This is a genomic window from Stappia sp. (assembly GCF_965276915.1).
Taxonomy (GTDB): domain Bacteria; phylum Pseudomonadota; class Alphaproteobacteria; order Rhizobiales; family Stappiaceae; genus Stappia.
The window spans coordinates 1,472,652-1,490,249 of sequence record NZ_OZ255709.1 but is presented as its reverse complement, the minus strand read 5'-3'; the positions used below and the strand labels follow the sequence as shown (position 1 = coordinate 1,490,249).

The following is a 17,598-nucleotide window of genomic DNA, read 5'->3' as shown; positions in this document are numbered from 1 at the left end:
GTCTCAATATCCTTGGCCGGCCGTGTCGTCGCGCCCGTCGAGCGCGGCAAGCAGCGCATCGAGCAAGCCGCTCGCACCGAAGCGGAAATGCGTCGCCGAGACCCAGTTGGCGCCCAGCAGCCGGTCGACGAGCGTCAGATAGGCCGCCGCATCGTCGAGCGTGCGCACACCACCGGCCGGCTTGAAACCGATCTCGCGGCCGCCCTCGCGGCGCAGTTCCTCGATGACCGTCAACATGATCTCCGCCGCTTCCAGCGTGGCGTTGACCTTGACCTTGCCGGTCGAGGTCTTGATGAAATCCGCGCCGGCGGCAATCGCCACGTTCGAGGCCGCATGGATCAGCAGCGGATCGCCGATCTCGCCGGTCTCCAGGATCACCTTGAGCAGCGCCTCGCCGCACGCCACCCGGACCCGGCGGATCTGCTCCTCGGCAAATCCCCTGCGTCCGGCAACGAAGGCCCGGTAAGGCATCACCAGATCGATCTCGTCGGCACCGTCGGCGATTGCCGCCTTCGTCCCGGCGACGACGGCGAGCGTGTCATCGCCGCCTTGCGGGAAGTTGACGACGGTTGCGACGTTCACGCCGCTCCCGGCCAGCAGGCTTGCCGCCTGCACCACGTGCCGCGGCCAGATGCAGACGGCGGCAACGCTTCCGTGCGGCGTCACCGCGCGGGCACAGAGCGCATCGATGTCCGCCGTCGTGCAGGCATCGTCCAGATTGGTGAGGTCGACCAGCGGCAGGGCGCGGCGGGCGACCTCTGCGGGCGTCATGTCAGTCATTGGCAAGGTCCTTCACGAAACGGCGGATCAGCCGCTTCAGCGCGTCGACCGCCTTCAGCGCGGTCGACTTGGTTTCGTCATGCGACAGACCATGCGCCTGCATGCCGGCGCCATAGTTGGTGATCGTCGAGATCGCGGCGACCCTCAGACCCAGGTAGCGGGCGAGGATCCCCTCCGGCACGGTCGACATGCCGACCGCATCGGCGCCCAGCGCCTTGGCCATGCGGATCTCGGCCGGCGTCTCGAAGGACGGGCCGGAGAACCACATGTAGACACCTTCGCCGAGCGGGATGTTCTCCTCCCCGGCCAAGGCACGCAGCCGCGCCCTCAGGTCCGGATCGTAGGCCGCGCTCATGTCGAGGAAGCGCTTGTCGCTCTCCTCGCCGATCAGCGGATTGAGCCCCGACCAGTTGATGTGGTCGGAAATCAGCATCGGCGTTCCGGGCGCGAAATCCTCGCGCAAGGACCCGGCCGCGTTGGTCAGGAGAACGGTGTCGCAGCCGAGTTCCTTCAGCGTCTCGACCGGCGTGCGCATCACGTCGGCACCGCCTCCTTCATAGTAGTGGGCCCGCCCGGACAGCACGACGACCGGAACCCCGGCAAGCGTGCCGGCGACCAGTTCGCTGCCATGGGAGGAGACGGAGGACACCGGGAAGCCGGAGAGCTTCGAGTACGGCACCCGCACGGCGTCCTCGATCTCGTCGGCGAGCTGCCCGAGCCCGGAGCCGAGCACCATGCCGAGGCGATAGTTCCCCGGACGCGCCGCACGCACCAGTTCCGCGCATTCCGGTCCGTAGCCGCTCATAGGTCTCTTTCCTCATCCTTCAGAACAAACCGCGCCGGAAGCAGTTCCGACAGTGTCAGGGTGCGGCGCAGTCCCTTCGTGTCGCAGACATGCACCGGCGTTTCCTCCCCGGCAAACTCGGCAAGCCGTTGGCGGCACCCGCCGCAGGGCGTGCACAGCGCCGCATCGGCGGTCACCACCACCTCGACGACATCGCCCGGCTGGCCACCGGCAGAGACCATGGCACCCAGCGCGCTGGTTTCCGCGCACCAGCCCTCCGGAAAGCTGGCATTCTCCACATTGCAACCGGCGAAAATGCGTCCATCCCTGGTCAGGAGGGCGGCGCCCACCGCGAAACCGGAATAGCGGGCATGGGCATTGGCCCGGGCCGCACGGGCGGCGGCGAAGAGATCATCGAAACGGGACATGGGATCCTCGGCTTGCAGCGACCGGGCGACCGGCGGGCCCGGTCAGCCGCGTTCCTTCACATAGGCGACACCGCCGGCTCGGGGCGGGACCGCCTTGCCGATGAAACCGGCCAGCAGGATGACGGTGAGAATGTAGGGCAGCGCCTGGATCGCCTGCACCGGCACTTCGCCGATGCCGGGCACCTTCTGGCCTTGCAGGCGAATGGCGACGGCATCGAGGAAGCCGAAGAGCAGGCAGGCGAACATCACCGGCACCGGCTTCCACTTGGCGAAGATCAGCGCGGCGAGCGCGATGAAACCCTTGCCGGCGGTCATGTTGGAGATGAACCCGGCCGACTGGGCGATGGCGAGATAGGAGCCGGCCAGACCGCACAGGATGCCGGTGCAGATCACCGCGCGGTAACGCAGCCAGGCAACGGAGATACCGGCCGTGTCGACGGCGGCAGGGTTCTCGCCAACGGCGCGCAGGCGCAGCCCGAAACGCGTGCGGAACAGCACCCACCAGGAAAACGGCACGGCCAGGAAAGCCGCGTAGACCAGAATGTTGTGCCCCGACAGGAGCTCGGAATAAAGGCCGCCCAGCACGGGCACATCCCGCAGGCTTTCGGCAAAGGGCCAGACGAGATTGGCGAAGCGGGCATCGCCCGAGACCGGCGGGGTGCGGCCGCCCTGGCTGAACCAGGCCTGCCCGAGCAGCGCGGTCAGGCCCATGGCGAGGAAGTTGATGGCAACGCCCGAGACGATCTGGTTGCCGCGATGGGTGATGCAGGCAAACCCGTGCACCAGGGCAAGCCCGACGGACAGGAGAATGCCGGCGGCAAGGCCGAGCCAGGCGGAGCCGGTCACGGCGGCGGCGGCACCGGCGGCAAAGGCCGCGCCAAGCATCTTGCCCTCAAGGCCGATGTCGAAGACGCCCGAACGCTCCGAATAAAGGCCCGCGAGAGCCGCGAGAAGCAGCGGTGTGGACAGCCGCACGGTGCTGTCGAGGATGAGGATCAACGTGTCGAACATGCGCGCGCTCCCACTCAGGCCGGCGTGCCGGCAGGGGCTGACAGCACCCCGAAGACGCGTAAAAGCGCCGGACGGAACATGTGCTCGAGCGCACCGGCGAACAGGATCACCAGTCCCTGGATGACGACGATCATGTCGCGGGTGATGGCCGGCATCTCGAAGGCGAGTTCGGCGCCGCCCTGATAGAGCATGCCGAACAGGATCCCGGCAAAGACGATACCGACCGGGTGCGCCCGGCCCATCAGCGCAACGGCGATGCCGACGAAACCGTAGCCGGAAACGAACTCCATCAGCAGCCGGTGCTGCGATCCCATGATCTCGTTGATCGCCATCATGCCGGCAAGGCCGCCGGAGAGCAGCATGGTGATCACGGTGATGCGCACCGGCGAGATGCCGGCATAGATGGCCGCCGTCGGGTTGGCGCCGAAGGTACGGATCTCGTAGCCGAGCCGCGTGCGCCAGACGAGCACCCAGACGAACAGACACGCGGCGAGCGCCAGCAGGAAGGAGAAATTGACCGGGGCCGATCCGAAATCGGTGAAGGGCAGGACATCCTGCAGCAGCGGCAGGCGGCCGCCATCCTCGAAGGTGCGGGTCTCCGGCTGCATCGAGCCGGGCTTCGACATGACGTTGACCAGCAGGTAGACCATGAGCGAGGCGGCGATGAAGTTGAACATGATCGTGGTGATGACCACGTGGCTGCCGCGCTTCGCCTGCAGCACCGCCGGAATGAAGGCCCAGGCCGCGCCGAAGGCGGCGGCCCCCGCCACGGCGACAGGCAGCGTCACCCACCAGGGCACGTAGCGGTCGAGGGCCAGACAGGCGAGCGCCACGCCGAGCCCGCCGAGATAGGCCTGCCCCTCCCCGCCGATATTGAAAAGCCCCGCATGGAACGCGATCGCCACCGCCAGCCCGGTGAAGATGAAGTTGGTGGCGTAGAACAGGGTGAAACCGATGCCCTCGTTCCAGCCGAGCGAGCCCCAGACCAGAACCTTGACCGCCTCGATCGGGTTCTCGCCGATCAGCAGCACGACAAGGCCGGAGACAATGAACGCCGCCGTGACATTGATTGCCGGCATCAGGATGTAGTCGGCCCAGCGCGGGAGTTGTCCTGCCGTCATTCCGCCGCCTCCTGTCCGGCCGCGCCTGCCATCAGCAGCCCGAGTTCGCTGTCCTCGGTTTCCGGCGCCCGTTCGCCGACCACCCGACCGTCGAACATCACCAGCACCCGGTCGGCAAGCGCCCGGATCTCGTCCAGTTCGACGGAGACGAGCAGCACGCCCTTGCCGGCATCGCGCAGGGCCACCAGCCGCTTGTGAATGAACTCGATCGCACCGATATCGACACCGCGCGTCGGCTGGCCGACAAGCAGGATCACCGGATCACGCTCGATCTCGCGGGCAAGCACGATCTTCTGTTGGTTGCCGCCGGAGAAGTTGGCGGTCTTGAGCATGCATTGAGGCGGGCGAATGTCGTATTTTTCGATCTTCTCGCGCGCCGCGTTGCGGATGGCGTCATAGTCGAGGAATGCGCCCCGCCCGTAGGCCGGGTCGTGGTGATAGCCAAGGATGGCGTTCTCGCATTCGGGAAAGCGCGTCACCAGCCCCATGCGGTGGCGGTCTTCCGGCACATGGGCAAGGCCAAGCCGGCGCATGCGCGCTGCGTCCACCTCCGTGGCGGCCAGATCGATACGGGTCCCGTCGACGGTAACGGACCCGGAGCGCACCTTGCGGATACCGGCGATTGCCTCGAGCAATTGCGACTGGCCGTTGCCGGACACGCCGGCGATACCGACGATTTCCCCGGCCCGAACCTCGAGCGAGACATCGCGCACGACGTCGACGCCCCGCCCGTCGCGCACCGTCAGCCCCTCCACCTGCAGCACCGGCCGCCCCGGCGTTGCCGGTCCCTTGGTCACCTCGAGCAGCACGCGCCGGCCGACCATCAGCTCCGCCAGTTCGCCCATCGACGTCTTCTGCGTCTGCCGCGTGGCGACGATCTCGCCGCGGCGCATCACCGACACATGGTCGGTCGCGGCCATGATTTCGCGCAGCTTGTGGGTGATTAGGAGGACGGTCTTGCCCTCGTCCCGCAGCACCCGGAGGATGCGGAAGAGATGGTCCGCCTCGGCCGGGGTCAGCACGCCCGTGGGTTCGTCGAGGATCAGGATGTCGGCACCGCGGAACAGCGCCTTGAGGATCTCCACTCGTTGCTGCAGGCCGACGGGCAGGTCGCCAATCACCGCATCGGGGTCGACCTTCAGGTCGTAGTCGGCGGCCAGGCGCTTGAGTTCGGCCCGCGCCCGCGACATGCCGCCGGCCAGAACCGGGCCGCCTTCAGCGCCCAGGATGACGTTTTCCAGCACCGTGAAATTCTCGACCAGCATGAAGTGCTGATGGACCATGCCGATGCCGAGCGCGATGGCGGCCTGGCTGCCGGCAATCGAGACCGTCTTGCCGTCGACACGGATCTCGCCGCCATCCGCGTGATAGAAGCCGTAGAGGATCGACATCAGCGTCGACTTGCCGGCGCCGTTCTCGCCGACAATGCCGTGGATCGACCCTTTGCGGACCTTCAGGTCGATGTTCCTGTTGGCATGGACCGGGCCGAAACGCTTGTCGATGCCGACAAGCTCGATGGCAAGCTCTTCGCTCATAGCGGGCACTCCCCATCGCTCGCCGCGTCGTGAACCTTGATCCGCCCCCCGGCGATCGCCGCCTCCGCGGCACGCGCGGCCGCTTCCATCTCCGGTGTGACCAGATCACGATTGTCACCGTCGATGACCCAGTCCATGCCGCCCTCGGCAAGACCCAGAACCTGGACCCCGGCCGACCATTTGCCATCGCGGGCATCGGCGAAATTGCCGAGGACCGCCACGTCGACGCGCTTGCGGATGGAGGTAAGAACCTTCCCAGGGTGCAGGCCGTTCTGGTTGCTGTCGGTGCCGATGCCGAGCTTGCCGGCGTCCGCAACCGCCTGCAGCACGCCGATGCCCGTGCCCCCGGCCGCCTGGATCACCACGTCGGCGCCCCTGGCGATCTGCGAACGCGCCAGTTCCGCGCCGCGCGCCGGATCTGCAAACGCCGCAGGCGTGTCGCCGGCCATGTTGAACAGGACGCGTGTATCCGCAGAGACGGAAGCCGCGCCCTGCCGGTAGCCACAAAGGAACCGGCGAATGATGGGTATGTCCATGCCGCCGACGAAACCGATGGTGCCGGTTTGCGAGGCCATTGCGGCCAGAAGCCCGGCGATATAGGCGCCTTCATGCTCGCGGAAGACGACAGAGCGCACATTCGGTGCCTCGACCACCATGTCGACAATGGAGAAACGGGTCTGCGGATAATCCTTCGCCGCTGCCGCGACAGCCGAAGCCTGGTTGAAGCCGATGGCAACGACAGGCGACAGGCCTCGGGAGGCGAAACTCCTCAGCGCCTGCAGGCTGTCGGCGTCGCGTGCGATCTCGAAGTCCCGGTAGCTCTCGCCGGTCTCCGCCGTGAAGCGTTCGGCACCGCGATAAGCCGCCTCGTTGAAGGAGCCGTCGAAACGGCCACCGACCGAATAGACCAGGGCCGGCTCGGCCATCGCCACCGATGACAGGACAGTGGCAAAGGCAAGGCCCGCAAGGAGACAAGGAAAGCGCGTCATCGCCGGCGTCCCATGGTGCGCGTCGAAAGAAGCCGGAGCCGCGGCTTGCCGCCACGGCCCCGGCCGGTTGGCCCGATCAGTAGGGGCAGTCTTCCGTTGCCATGTAGTCGTGGACGGCGATCTTACCGGAGACGATATCGGCCCGGGTCTGATCGACCGCCGCCTTCATCTCGTCGGTGATCAGCGGCTCGTTGTTTTCGTCGAGCGCCCAGTCGACACCGCCCTCGGCAAGGCCCAGCGTGTAGAAGCCGGACGTCCAGTTGCCGTCCTTGGCATCCGTGAAGGTGGAAGCGACGGCCACGTCGACGCGCTTGAGCATCGAGGTCAGCACCTTGCCCGGGTGAACGCCGTTCTGGTTGCTGTCAACGCCGATGCCGAGCGCGCCGGAATCTGCCGCCGCCTGCAGGACACCGAGGCCGGTGCCGCCGGCAGCGTGATAGATCACGTCCGCGCCGCGATCGATCTGCGACTTGGCCAGTTCGCCGCCCTTCACGGGATCGTTCCAGGCCGCGCCGGTCGAGCCGGTCATGTTTTCGAAGACTTCCGCGTCGGCATTGGTTTCCTTGACGCCCTGCTTGTAGCCGCAGGCGAATTTGCGGATCAGCGGAACGTCCATGCCCCCGACGAAGCCGACCTTGCCGGTCTTCGACGCCATCGCGGCGAGCTTGCCGACGATGTAGGAGCCTTCGTGCTCCTTGAACAGGATCGAGCGGACGTTCGGCAGGTCGACGACCATGTCGACAATGGCGAACTTGGTGTCCGGGAATTCCTTGGCGACCTTCTCCAGGGCATTGGCGTGGGAGAAGCCGATGGCGACCACCGGATTGGCGCCGCGGCGCGCGAAATTGCGCAGTGCCTGCTCGCGCTGGCTGTCGTTCTGGATCTCGAAATCGCGATACTCGATACCCGTGTCGGCCTTGAACTTCTCCGCGCCGGTATAGGCCGCCTCGTTGAACGACTTGTCGAACTTGCCGCCAAGATCATAGACGACCGCCGGCTGGAATTCCTGCGCCAGCGCCGTGCCGGACAGCAGCGCCGCCGCGGCGACGCCGAGAATGAAACGCTTCATCACCACACTCACCTCCACCTGTTGTCACCCGTCGGCTTCATGCCGATCGGGCCTGTCTGGTCCCCTCCGCCGAGGCCAGGGCGCGGCCCAGGCTTTCATCGACGATCAGGTCCGTGATCAGCCCCGCGCGCAGGGCCGCGCGCGTTGCCTCAAGCTTGCCCGCGCCGCCCGCCAGCGCCACCACGCGCGCGCCGCGCACCGCCTCGAACGGCAGGCCGACGGCCTTCTCGCCGAGCTTGGCAGCGACGAGCCGGCCGTCCCGGCCGATGAAGCGCCCCATCAGGTCGCAGACCGCGCCGGTCGCGATCAGGTCGCGCTGCTCCTCGCGCGAGATCAGGTCGCGACGTATCAGATGACCGTCATCCTCGACCGACCCGATACCGATGACGAAGAGATCGGACGCGCGCGCGCGCTCCAGCAGGGCCTGGACGCTGCGCTGGCCCAGGAACATGTCGCGCTCGGCGGCGTCTTCGGCCAGATAGGGCACGGGCAGATAGTACCCCTCGCCGCCCGTGCGTTCGGCCAGTTGCTGAACCACATCGAACGGATTGGCGGAGAGTTTGCGCGTCAGCGATCCCGAGATCGAGACGATGCCGAGATCCGGCCGCTGGATGCGCGGCATCAGGTCGATGGCCGCCTTGAGCGTGCGCCCCATTCCCACACCAAGCTGGGACACCGCAGGGTTGGCGAGAAGGTTGGCCAGATGCGGCCCGGCCACCTCGGCGATGGCGCGTATCTCGATATCCGGGTCCTGGCCGCCAATGTCGGGCGCTATCAGGCATGACGCGAGACCGTATTCCCCGGCGAGCGTCGCCTCGATCTCCAGGCAATCCGACGGCCGGCCGGCGATCTGGAAGCGGACAAGGCCGGTCTTCTGCGCATGGGCGATCAGCCGATGGACCTTGGCGGTGGAAATGCCCAGGCGGGTAGCGATCTCACCCTGCGTGGCGCCGCCGACGAACGACATCCACGCCGCTCGAATGGCCATATCCGTGGTCCAGTCACCCTGCTGCATGATGGCCGCGCGTCTCCCGTCCGACGGTCACCGCGCAAGGCTACCCGCGCTGTCGCGCGCGCCTTGCCATGACCACCCCTCGCCTCCGGCTGAAAATTTCTTCAGCTCTTGAGATTTCTTTCAAGCGAGACTGCATGAGCGTACGCGCAAGGTCAAGCATGTTGGCGCAAGATGGCTGTGCGGAAAAAACGAGGAAGGACGGCTCCCCGGCAGAAATTTCCGTAGAGATAGGCAATTTCTGCCTGGATTTTTTGCAAATCCGCATTGTTTGCCAAATAGACGGGCAGTTTACCGTGAAGGAACGCCCGAAACCCCACCCGGAAAAGATCGCAAGGCGATCCGTTTAACCGGCTGATGAAAATCGGCAATCGGGAAGCGCACGGATTGCGTCTCGCCGTCCGTGCTCCGGAAAGCCGCCCCCGGAAGGCGGGCATCAGGGGTTACGCAGCGTCTGGCACGGCTCTTGCTCAATATTCCGTATCGCCAGAGCGCCGGAAGGGACCGCGGAAACGCGGTCGGGATCGAGGGAACGGACGCAAGATAAGGCATATCGCGAGGAACGTCGGACAAGGCAGGAGCCCTTCACCGGTTGAAGGAGGTTTCGACCATGCGCGTGCCAGTTCCCCATCCCCGGGCAGGGCGCTTCCTGCCGACCTTCGCGAAGGCGGCAAGCGTCGCTCTCACCCTCGCCACCCTGACCGCCGCGTCGGCGGCACTCGCCGCACCGGCCGGTGCGCCCGTCCTCGGCTACGGCTACGATCCTGACCGCGAGGTCGATGTCGAGCTCGTGCTGGCCGTCGACATTTCCCAGTCGATGGACCGCGACGAGCAGGAAGTGCAACGGGCAGGCTATATCGCCGCGCTCACCTCGCCCGAGGTTCTCGACGCGATCCGCTATGGCCCGACCGGACGCATCGCCATCTCCTATCTGGAGTGGGGCAGCGTCGGCGAGCAGTTCATCGTCGCGGACTGGTCGGTGATCAGCGACGCGGCGACCGCCGCCGCCTTCGCAGCCAAGATCGCCGAGGCGCCGCTGCGCCACAGCCAGCGCACGTCGATCTCGGCAGCCCTGACCCAGGCGGCAACCATGGTCTCCTCGAACGAGTATGAGGGGTTGCGCAAGGTCATCGACATGTCCGGCGACGGCCCCAACAACCAGGGCGGCAAGGTGACCCAGTTCCGCGACAAGGTGATCGCCTCCGGGATCACCATCAACGGCTTGCCGCTGATGATGAAATCGGAACGCGACGCATGGCAGACGATGATGAATCTCGACCACTACTACGAGGATTGCGTCATCGGCGGTCCCGGTCATTTCTCGATTCCCGTGCGCTCCAAGACGCAGTTCGGCGATGCCATTCGCATGAAGCTGGTGCTGGAGATCGCGGGGTTGGCTCCCGGCCAGGCGGGCGTCATGAAGGCTGACGCGCGCAAGCCGATCAATTGCAGCCTTTACGACTGAAGCCGGTTCCGACCGGGGGCTGGCCTGGCGGCGCGAGCGGGGCGGCCGGCAAACTGCGGCTTTCAACCCGCAGCGGAAGCGGGTACATCCTGTCCAGGGGATCGCCGCCATGGTGATCACCGCCCGACCGCATGCAGCAAGCAGGATCGACCGTTGACCGAACCGCGCCGCAACGCACCCGCCGCAAGGCCTTCGCTTGCCCTCGTCGCACACGATGCGCGCAAGGACGAGATGGTTGCCTTCGCCCGGGCGCATGAGGAGAAGCTTCGCTCCTACGACCTGGTGGCGACGGGAACGACCGGCGGACGCATCCTGGACGCCTGCCCGTCCCTGAAGATCGAGCGCCTCAAGAGCGGCCCGCTCGGCGGCGACCAGCAGATCGGCGCAATGATCGCGGAAGGCCGCTTGCAGGGGCTGATCTTCCTTGTCGACCCGCTCTCGCCGATGCCGCATGATGTCGACGTCAAGGCCCTGATGCGGCTCGCGCTTGTCTACAACATTCCCACGGCGCTCAACCGCGCGACGGCGGAAATCCTGCTGCGCTCGGCCCGGCTCGCCGGCCTCGCCACCACGTCGACCACCCCGGAAATCATACCCCTGGCCTGATGACAGCGACCCTTACCGGCTTCCGCAACTTCCGTTTCCCCGTGCTCGTCGCCGATATCGGTGGCACCAATGCCCGCTTCGCCGTGGTCAGCGATGCGCACGCGGAAACGCACGTCTTCGGGTCGGTGGAAACCGGGGCCTATGCAGACCTTGCCGCAGCCGTGGTCGACACGGTGCTCGACCACACCTCGCTGATGCCGCGCACGGCGGTGCTGGCCGTGGCCGGGCCGGTCACCGGCGACCGCATTGCGATGACCAATGCCGACTGGGTGATCGAGCCGCGCGCACTGATCGCGCAACTCGGCCTGGAAAGCGTCGTCGTGCTCAACGACTTCGAAGCCCAGGCCCTGGCGCTTCCAGGGCTCGAAGGGGACGATATCCGGCAGATCGGCGGAGGCACGGCGCTGCCGCACCGGGCCAAGGTCGTGCTGGGTCCCGGCACCGGTCTCGGTGCCGCCGCCATGGTGCATGCCGCGGGCACCTGGGTGCCGATCCCCGGCGAAGGCGGGCATGTCGAACTCGGCCCCGTCTCCGAAGAAGACTACCGCGTCTGGCCCCATATCGAGCGGCTTGAGGGACGTATCGGCGCCGAACGCATCATCAGCGGCGCGGGCCTTCTGAGGCTGGCGCGTGCGGTTGCCGCACAGGCCGGCACCGAACGGCGCTTTGCAGCGCCGCGCGATGTGACCGAGGCCGCCGATGCGGGCGACGAGATCGGCCTGCGGACGATGGACATGTTCGTGCGGGCGCTCGGCCGGGTTGCCGGCGACCATGCGCTCACCTTCCTTGCCCGTGGCGGTGTCTTTCTCGGCGGCGGCATCCCCGGCCGCATCGACACCTATCTGGCGCATCCCGCCTTCCGCGCCGCCTTCGAGGCGAAGGCCCCCCATTCGGCGCTGCTTGCCAGCATCCCGACTTTCCTGATCCGCCACGAGAACCCTGCCCTCAAGGGTCTTGCCTCCTTCGCGCGAACGCCGACGCTGTTTGCCGTTGAACTCGCCGGACGACACTGGATGCGGGACGGCACGCCGGCCGCCGAATGAGCGGGCCGCGCGCGGTGCAGCCCCCGCTGCCGATCGAGGCCGTCCTTCCCGAACTCCTCGAAACGCTCGCCGGCAACACGGCCTGCGTGCTGGTGGCCGAGCCCGGCGCCGGCAAGACCACCCGCGTGCCGCTTGCGCTGCTCGACGCCCCCTGGCGGGGTGACGGCCGCATCGTCGTGCTGGAACCGCGCCGCCTGGCTGCACGTGCCGCCGCCGCGCGGATGGCCTCGACGCTCGGTGAGGAACTCGGCGGAACGGTCGGTCTTCGGGTCCGGCTGGAAACGCGGGTATCGGCGAGAACCCGCATCGAGGTGGTGACCGAAGGCGTCTTCACCCGGATGATCCTCGACGATCCGGAACTCACCGGCATCGCCTGCATCCTCTTCGACGAGTTCCATGAACGCTCTCTCGACGGCGACCTCGGCCTGGCGCTTGCGCTCGACACGCAGGGCGCGCTGCGCGAGGACCTGCGCATTGTGCCGATGTCGGCGACCATTGACGCTGCGCGTATCGCCGCCCATCTCGGCGGCGCGCCGGTCATTCATTGCGAAGGGCGCAGCTTTCCTGTCGAGACCCGGTATCTCGGCCGCGACGCCGCCCGCCCGATAGCCGACCGGATCGCGGAGGCGGTGCGCCGCGCCTTGCGCGAAGAGAGCGGCTCGATCCTTGCCTTCCTGCCCGGGCAGGGCGAAATTCGCCGCGCCGCCGACCTGCTTGCCGGCACGCTGCCCGCCGACAGCGATCTCGCCCCGCTCTACGGTGCGCTCTCCGGCGCCGAACAGGCGGCCGCGATCCGGCCGCCGGCGACAGGCCGGCGCAAGGTGGTGCTCGCCACATCCATCGCCCAGACCTCACTCACCATCGAAGGCGTTCGCGTCGTCATCGACAGCGGTCTCGCCCGCGTGCCGGCGTTCGAGCCCGACACCGGTCTCACCAGGCTGGAAACGGTGCGCGTGTCGCGCGCCGCCGCCGACCAGCGCCGAGGCCGCGCGGGACGCGTGGAACCCGGTATCTGCTACCGGCTCTGGGACGAAGCGCAGACAGCCTCCCTTGCACCCGACGACCGACCGGAAATCCTCGAGGCCGACCTTTCCGGCCTCGCCCTCGACCTTGGCGCATGGGGCGTCACCGACCCGGCCGCCCTGCGCTTTCCCGATTCCCCGCCCGGCCCGGCCTGGAACGAGGCGGTGACGCTTCTCAAACGTCTCGAAGCGCTCGATGCGCAAGGCCGCCTGACCGAAACCGGCCGGCGGATGCGCGAGTTGCCCGTTGCGCCCCGGCTTGCCCACATGCTGGTGCTGGCCGGCAGGACCGGGGAGGCCACACTGGCCGCCCAGATCGCGGCCCTCCTGTCCGAACAGGGACTGGGCGGGCGCTCGGCCGATCTCCGGCACCGGCTCGATACCTTCCGGCGCGCCCGCGATCCACGCAGCCGAGCCGCTCAGGGCATGGCGGACCGCTGGCGCCGGCTTGCCGGCGGCGAAAGCAAAAGCGGAACCGCAATGGGGGACGCCGGGCGCATTCTCGCGCTCGCCTACCCGGACCGGATCGCGCAGGCGCAGGACGGCAAGGGCGGCTTTCGCATGGCCAACGGCCGCGGCGCCAGGGTCGAGGAGACAGAGGCGCTGGCGCGCGAGGCCTTTCTGGTTGTCGCCGAGGTTCAGGGGAGCGCCGCGCGTGGCCGCATTCTGCTCGCCGCGCCCCTCTTGCGGGAGGACATCGAGGAACTGTTCTCCGCCCAGATCACGCAAGAGACGCACGTCACCTGCGACGGATCGGGCGCGGTACGGGCACGCCGCCTCAGGCGCTATCGCAAGCTCGTGCTGCGCGAAGACATCGAGCCCTCACCCGACCCGGCTGCCGTGGCCGCCGCGCTTGCCGGTTTCATAAAGGCGCGCGGCATCGACGTTCTTTCCTGGTCGAAACCGCAAGCCGTCCTGAGGGCCCGCGTGACAACGCTGCGCAAGCTGCTGCCGCCGGACGAGGCGGAGGCATGGCCGGATGTCTCGGACGCCGCGCTCACGGACCGTCTCGAGGACTGGCTCGAGCCCTATCTGGCGGGAAAGCGCAGCGTCGCCGAGATCGGTTCGGACACACTCGGCAACGCGCTGGCAGCACTCCTGCCCCAGCACCGGCTCGGCGAACTCGACCGGCTTCTGCCGAGCCATTTCGCGGCACCTTCCGGCTCGCATGTGCCGATCGACTATGACCGGAACGAAGGACCGGTCCTGCCTGTGCGGGTCCAGGAGCTCTTCGGCCTGGACCGCCATCCGGCAATCGCCGGCGGGCGGGTGCCGCTCATTCTGGAGCTTCTCTCACCCGCTCATCGGCCGATCCAGATCACCCGCGACCTGCCGGGCTTCTGGCGCGGCTCCTGGGGGGCGGTGAAGGCGGAGATGAAAGGCCGCTATCCCAAGCACCCCTGGCCGGACGATCCGCTTTCAGCCCCGGCGACCAACCGCGCCAAGCCGCGCAAGTAGCGCCGACCAGCCCGGCAGGTCGCGTGTCTCAGTCTTCCTCTGCCATGGCGATCAGGCTCGCGTTGCCGCCGGCGGCGGCGGTGTTGATCGACACCACCTGCTCCAGCGCGAAGCGGCCAAGATAGGCCGGGCCGCCCGCCTTGGGGCCGGTTCCGGACAGGCCGGACCCGCCGAAGGGCTGAGTGCCGACCACCGCGCCGATCGTGTTGCGGTTGACATAAACATTGCCGACCGAAAGGCGGTCGACGACAGCCGCGACCGTCGCGTCGATGCGGCTGTGCACGCCGAGCGTCAGGCCGTAGCCGGTGGCGGCTATCGTCTCCAGCATCTTCGGCAGGTTCGACGCCTTGTAGCGCACCACATGCAGGATCGGGCCGAAGGTCTCCCGGGTGAGCGCGTCGGGACTGTCGAGCTCGACGATGTGCGGCGCCACCCAGGTGCCGCGCGCCAACGCCCCGCCCGGGGCCTTGCAGGAGAGCAACACCTTCTGCGTGCGCTCCATTTCCTCCAGATGAGCGACAAGCCGGTCGCGAGCGGCGGCATCGATCACCGGGCCGATGTCGGTTGCCGGATCGGCCGGATCGCCGAGCGACAGTTCTCGCGCGGCTCCCTTCAGCATCTCGATCTGCTTGTCCGCAACATCCTCCTGCAGGTAGAGCAGGCGGAGCGCAGAGCAGCGCTGGCCGGCGGAACGGAAGGCCGACATCATAACGTCGTCGCAGACCTGCTCGGGCAGGGCCGTGGCATCGACCAGCATCGCGTTGATGCCGCCTGTCTCGGCGATCAGCGGCACGATCGGGCCGCGCTTTTCGGCAAGCGTCCGGTTGATCGCCCAGGCGGTTTCCGTCGAGCCGGTAAAGGCGACGCCGGCGACGCGCGGCTCGGCGACAAGCGCCGCGCCGAGATCGCGGCCGCCGGGAGCCAACAGGAAGACGTCTTGCGGCACACCGGCGGCGTGGATCAGCTTCGCCGTCTCATAGGCGATCAGCGGGGTCTGCTCCGCCGGCTTGGCAATGACCGTGTTGCCGGCAAGCAGCGCCGCCGTGATCTGGCCGAGGAAGATCGCCATCGGAAAGTTCCACGGCGAAACGCAGACGAAGACGCCGCGGCCGCGCAGCCGGTAGCGGTTTTCCTCGCCCGTCGGTCCCGGCATCAATGTGCCCTCGCCGAAGAGCTTGCTGGCTTCGGCCGCGTAGTAGCGGCAGAAATCGACGGCCTCGCGCACTTCTGCCAGCCCGTCGGGCAGGGTCTTGCCGGCCTCCCGCGCCAGGATCGCCATCAGCCGGGGGGCATCATCCTCCAGCATGTCGCCAAGCCGCCCGATCGCGGCGGCGCGCTGGTCGACCGGCGTGCGCGACCAGCGGACGAAGCCCTTCGAGGCCGCCTCGAACATCGCCGGAACCTCGGCGACCGTCGCCTCGCGCACCCGGCCGGCGCGCGTGGTGCCATCGACCGGAGAGAGAATGTCGCGCGTCGGGCCGTCGGCCGGCACTCCCGGATACAGGGGATGGGCCTTGTCGACGGTCACCTGCGCTCCCGCCATCGCCTCGTGCAGGCGGGCGCGGTCGCGGGCGACGCCGAATTCCAGGCCCTTCGAATTGTTGCGGCTCTCGCCATAAAGCGCCACAGGCAGCGGGATCTTCGGGTTGCGCGCGCGGGTGCCACCGGCAAGCAGGTCCTGCGGACGGGCGAGCAGGCGCGAGATCGGCACCGAAGAATCGCCCACGGCGGAGACGAAGGAGGAGTTGGCGCCGTTTTCCAGAAGGCGGCGCACGAGATAGGCGAGCAGGTCGCGGTGACCGCCAACCGGCGCATAGATCCGGCAAGGATGGCCGTCGCGTTCGGCCACCGCCTTGAACAGGCTCTCGCCCATGCCGTGCAGGCGCTGGAACTCGTAGCCGCCGTCATTGCCGGCAAGTGCCACGATCTGTGCCACCGACAGGGCGTTGTGCGTCGCGAACTGCGGATAGATGCGCGGGCGCGCTGCAAGCATGGCCCTGGCGCAGGCGAGATAGGACAGGTCCGTCGCCGCCTTGCGGGTGAAAACCGGGAAATCGGTCAGGCCACGCTCCTGCGCGCGCTTGATCTCGGTGTCCCAGTAGGCGCCCTTGACGAGGCGCACCATGAACTTGCGATCGAGGCGCTCGGCAAGGCCGATCATCCAGTTGACCACTTCCAGCGCACGTTTCTGATAGGCCTGGATGGCGAGGCCGAACCCGTCCCAGCCCGCCAGGGAGGGATCGGCGGCAACGGCCGCGATCACGTCGAGAGAAATCTCCAGGCGGTCCGCTTCTTCCGCATCGACGGTGAAGTTCAGGTTGTGGCGCTTGGCCGCCTGGGCAAGCTTGAGAAGCTGCGGCACGAGTTCATCGCGCGCGCGCGTACCCTTCACCGCCTCGTAGCGCGGATGCAGCGCCGACAGCTTGACCGAGATGCCCGGGCGGTTCGGCAATTCACCGCTGCCGGCCGCCTTGCCGATCGCCTCGATGGCATCCGCATAGGAGCGGAAATAGCGCTCCGCGTCCTCGGCCGTGCGCGCTCCCTCGCCGAGCATGTCGTAGGAGTACCGGTAGCCCTTGGCCTCCTGGCCCTTCGCCCGGGAAAGCGCGCCCTTGATGCTTTCGCCTAGGACGAACTGGTGGCCGAGAACGCGCATCGCCTGCCGCGTCGCGGCGCGCACCGCCGGCATGCCCATGCGCTTGACGAGGGCGGCGAGGATCGTGTTCGGGGCCTCGCCCGGATGAATCAGCCGCGAGGTGATGCCCAGTGCCCAGGAGGAGGCGGAGACGAGCCAGGTGTCGGACGGCCCGCCCTCGGACTCGTCGAACCGCGCGGCTGCGAGCTTGTCCTCGATCAGCTTGTCGGCGGTTGCCGCGTCCGGCACGCGCAGCAGCGCCTCCGCCAGCACCATCAGCGCCAGCCCCTCGCGCGTCGAGAGACCGTATTCGCGCAGGAAATCCTCGACCCCGCCCAGTCCGCCAATGGCCGAGCGGATCGCCTGGATGTAGCCGGAAGCCAGCTCGTCCACGCGCGCCTCGGTCGCCTCGTCGAGGGACCCCTTGCCGATGAGCGCACGAACGGCGGCTTCGTCGGAAGGAGCGAAGGGGGCACGGAAGGGCGAAAGGTCTTTATGCGACTGCGCGACGAGCGCGCGTTCCGATGCAAGGCTCATGACGGCTCCTGAACACAACGAATGCCGCGCGGCGGGTTTCCCGGCTGGTCCACGCCCGGACCGTCCGCTTAGCGAATTCCCCTATCATAACCGTAATTCCTCC

At 67.7% G+C, this 17,598-nt stretch carries 14 protein-coding genes; 4 read left to right on the top strand and 10 right to left on the bottom strand.

Annotated features, from left to right (window positions below):
- Positions 1–3 precede the first annotated feature (3 nt).
- The 9 genes from deoC to ACQY46_RS06885 all read right to left on the bottom strand — a co-directional run bounded on the left by deoC (position 4) and on the right by ACQY46_RS06885 (position 8,732).
- Positions 4–780 carry a deoxyribose-phosphate aldolase gene (gene deoC, locus ACQY46_RS06925; protein WP_428699529.1) on the bottom strand — a complete coding sequence of 259 codons (777 nt, stop codon included), beginning with the start codon at positions 778–780 and terminating at the stop codon, positions 4–6.
- Positions 773–1,585, bottom strand: a complete 813-nt coding sequence (locus ACQY46_RS06920; protein ID WP_428699528.1) for a purine-nucleoside phosphorylase — start codon at positions 1,583–1,585, stop codon at positions 773–775. Before ACQY46_RS06920 ends, deoC begins: the two co-directional genes overlap by 8 nt.
- On the bottom strand, positions 1,582–1,992 hold the full coding sequence (cdd, locus tag ACQY46_RS06915) for a cytidine deaminase (RefSeq protein WP_428699527.1): 411 nt from the start codon (positions 1,990–1,992) through the stop codon (positions 1,582–1,584). The genes ACQY46_RS06920 and cdd overlap by 4 nt, the downstream gene beginning before the upstream one ends.
- A gap of 42 nt (positions 1,993–2,034) precedes the next feature.
- A complete protein-coding gene (locus ACQY46_RS06910; RefSeq protein ID WP_428699526.1) occupies positions 2,035–3,003 on the bottom strand; it encodes an ABC transporter permease in 969 nt (322 codons plus the stop codon).
- Positions 3,004–3,017: 14 nt separating this feature from the next.
- Positions 3,018–4,124 carry an ABC transporter permease gene (locus ACQY46_RS06905; RefSeq protein ID WP_428699525.1) on the bottom strand — a complete coding sequence of 369 codons (1,107 nt, stop codon included), beginning with the start codon at positions 4,122–4,124 and terminating at the stop codon, positions 3,018–3,020.
- Positions 4,121–5,659, bottom strand: a complete 1,539-nt coding sequence (locus tag ACQY46_RS06900) for an ABC transporter ATP-binding protein (protein ID WP_428699524.1) — start codon at positions 5,657–5,659, stop codon at positions 4,121–4,123. Before ACQY46_RS06900 ends, ACQY46_RS06905 begins: the two co-directional genes overlap by 4 nt.
- Positions 5,656–6,648, bottom strand: coding sequence for a BMP family lipoprotein (locus ACQY46_RS06895; protein ID WP_428699523.1), 993 nt, complete (start codon positions 6,646–6,648; stop codon positions 5,656–5,658). Before ACQY46_RS06895 ends, ACQY46_RS06900 begins: the two co-directional genes overlap by 4 nt.
- Before the next feature lie 76 nt (positions 6,649–6,724).
- Positions 6,725–7,717: a BMP family lipoprotein gene (locus ACQY46_RS06890; protein WP_428699522.1), complete on the bottom strand. Its 993-nt coding sequence runs from the start codon at positions 7,715–7,717 to the stop codon at positions 6,725–6,727.
- Positions 7,718–7,754: 37 nt separating this feature from the next.
- A complete protein-coding gene (locus ACQY46_RS06885; protein ID WP_428699521.1) occupies positions 7,755–8,732 on the bottom strand; it encodes a sugar-binding transcriptional regulator in 978 nt (325 codons plus the stop codon).
- Positions 8,733–9,339: 607 nt separating this feature from the next.
- On the opposite strand from ACQY46_RS06885, the gene ACQY46_RS06880 reads away from it, so the two are divergent.
- From ACQY46_RS06880 to hrpB, 4 genes are all read left to right on the top strand, one after another.
- The gene (locus ACQY46_RS06880) at positions 9,340–10,194 is read left to right on the top strand and encodes a DUF1194 domain-containing protein (RefSeq protein WP_428699520.1); all 855 of its coding nucleotides are present in this window, start codon (positions 9,340–9,342) and stop codon (positions 10,192–10,194) included.
- 231 nt (positions 10,195–10,425) lie between these two features.
- Complete coding sequence (locus ACQY46_RS06875; protein WP_428700429.1) at positions 10,426–10,800, top strand: methylglyoxal synthase; 375 nt, start codon at positions 10,426–10,428, stop codon at positions 10,798–10,800.
- Positions 10,800–11,843, top strand: coding sequence for a glucokinase (glk, locus tag ACQY46_RS06870; RefSeq protein WP_428699519.1), 1,044 nt, complete (start codon positions 10,800–10,802; stop codon positions 11,841–11,843). Before ACQY46_RS06875 ends, glk begins: the two co-directional genes overlap by 1 nt.
- Positions 11,840–14,323, top strand: a complete 2,484-nt coding sequence (gene hrpB / locus ACQY46_RS06865) for an ATP-dependent helicase HrpB (protein WP_428699518.1) — start codon at positions 11,840–11,842, stop codon at positions 14,321–14,323. Before glk ends, hrpB begins: the two co-directional genes overlap by 4 nt.
- Positions 14,324–14,351: 28 nt before the next feature.
- On the opposite strand, the gene putA is transcribed toward hrpB, so the two are convergent.
- Positions 14,352–17,495 (bottom strand): bifunctional proline dehydrogenase/L-glutamate gamma-semialdehyde dehydrogenase PutA, encoded by a 3,144-nt coding sequence (gene putA, locus ACQY46_RS06860; protein ID WP_428699517.1) that lies wholly within the window; start codon positions 17,493–17,495, stop codon positions 14,352–14,354.
- Positions 17,496–17,598 lie beyond the last annotated feature (103 nt).

What these genes read in the sequence shown, in the direction of transcription:
- deoC (WP_428699529.1), bottom strand. Translation starts at nt 780, where the DNA reads ATGACTGACATGACGCCCGCAGAGGTCGCCCGCCGCGCCCTGCCGCTG.
- ACQY46_RS06920 (WP_428699528.1), bottom strand. Translation starts at nt 1,585, where the DNA reads ATGAGCGGCTACGGACCGGAATGCGCGGAACTGGTGCGTGCGGCGCGT.
- cdd (WP_428699527.1), bottom strand. Translation starts at nt 1,992, where the DNA reads ATGTCCCGTTTCGATGATCTCTTCGCCGCCGCCCGTGCGGCCCGGGCC.
- ACQY46_RS06910 (WP_428699526.1), bottom strand. Translation starts at nt 3,003, where the DNA reads ATGTTCGACACGTTGATCCTCATCCTCGACAGCACCGTGCGGCTGTCC.
- ACQY46_RS06905 (WP_428699525.1), bottom strand. Translation starts at nt 4,124, where the DNA reads ATGACGGCAGGACAACTCCCGCGCTGGGCCGACTACATCCTGATGCCG.
- ACQY46_RS06900 (WP_428699524.1), bottom strand. Translation starts at nt 5,659, where the DNA reads ATGAGCGAAGAGCTTGCCATCGAGCTTGTCGGCATCGACAAGCGTTTC.
- ACQY46_RS06895 (WP_428699523.1), bottom strand. Translation starts at nt 6,648, where the DNA reads ATGACGCGCTTTCCTTGTCTCCTTGCGGGCCTTGCCTTTGCCACTGTC.
- ACQY46_RS06890 (WP_428699522.1), bottom strand. Translation starts at nt 7,717, where the DNA reads ATGAAGCGTTTCATTCTCGGCGTCGCCGCGGCGGCGCTGCTGTCCGGC.
- ACQY46_RS06885 (WP_428699521.1), bottom strand. Translation starts at nt 8,732, where the DNA reads ATGCAGCAGGGTGACTGGACCACGGATATGGCCATTCGAGCGGCGTGG.
- ACQY46_RS06880 (WP_428699520.1), top strand. Translation starts at nt 9,340, where the DNA reads ATGCGCGTGCCAGTTCCCCATCCCCGGGCAGGGCGCTTCCTGCCGACC.
- ACQY46_RS06875 (WP_428700429.1), top strand. Translation starts at nt 10,426, where the DNA reads ATGGTTGCCTTCGCCCGGGCGCATGAGGAGAAGCTTCGCTCCTACGAC.
- glk (WP_428699519.1), top strand. Translation starts at nt 10,800, where the DNA reads ATGACAGCGACCCTTACCGGCTTCCGCAACTTCCGTTTCCCCGTGCTC.
- hrpB (WP_428699518.1), top strand. Translation starts at nt 11,840, where the DNA reads ATGAGCGGGCCGCGCGCGGTGCAGCCCCCGCTGCCGATCGAGGCCGTC.
- putA (WP_428699517.1), bottom strand. Translation starts at nt 17,495, where the DNA reads ATGAGCCTTGCATCGGAACGCGCGCTCGTCGCGCAGTCGCATAAAGAC.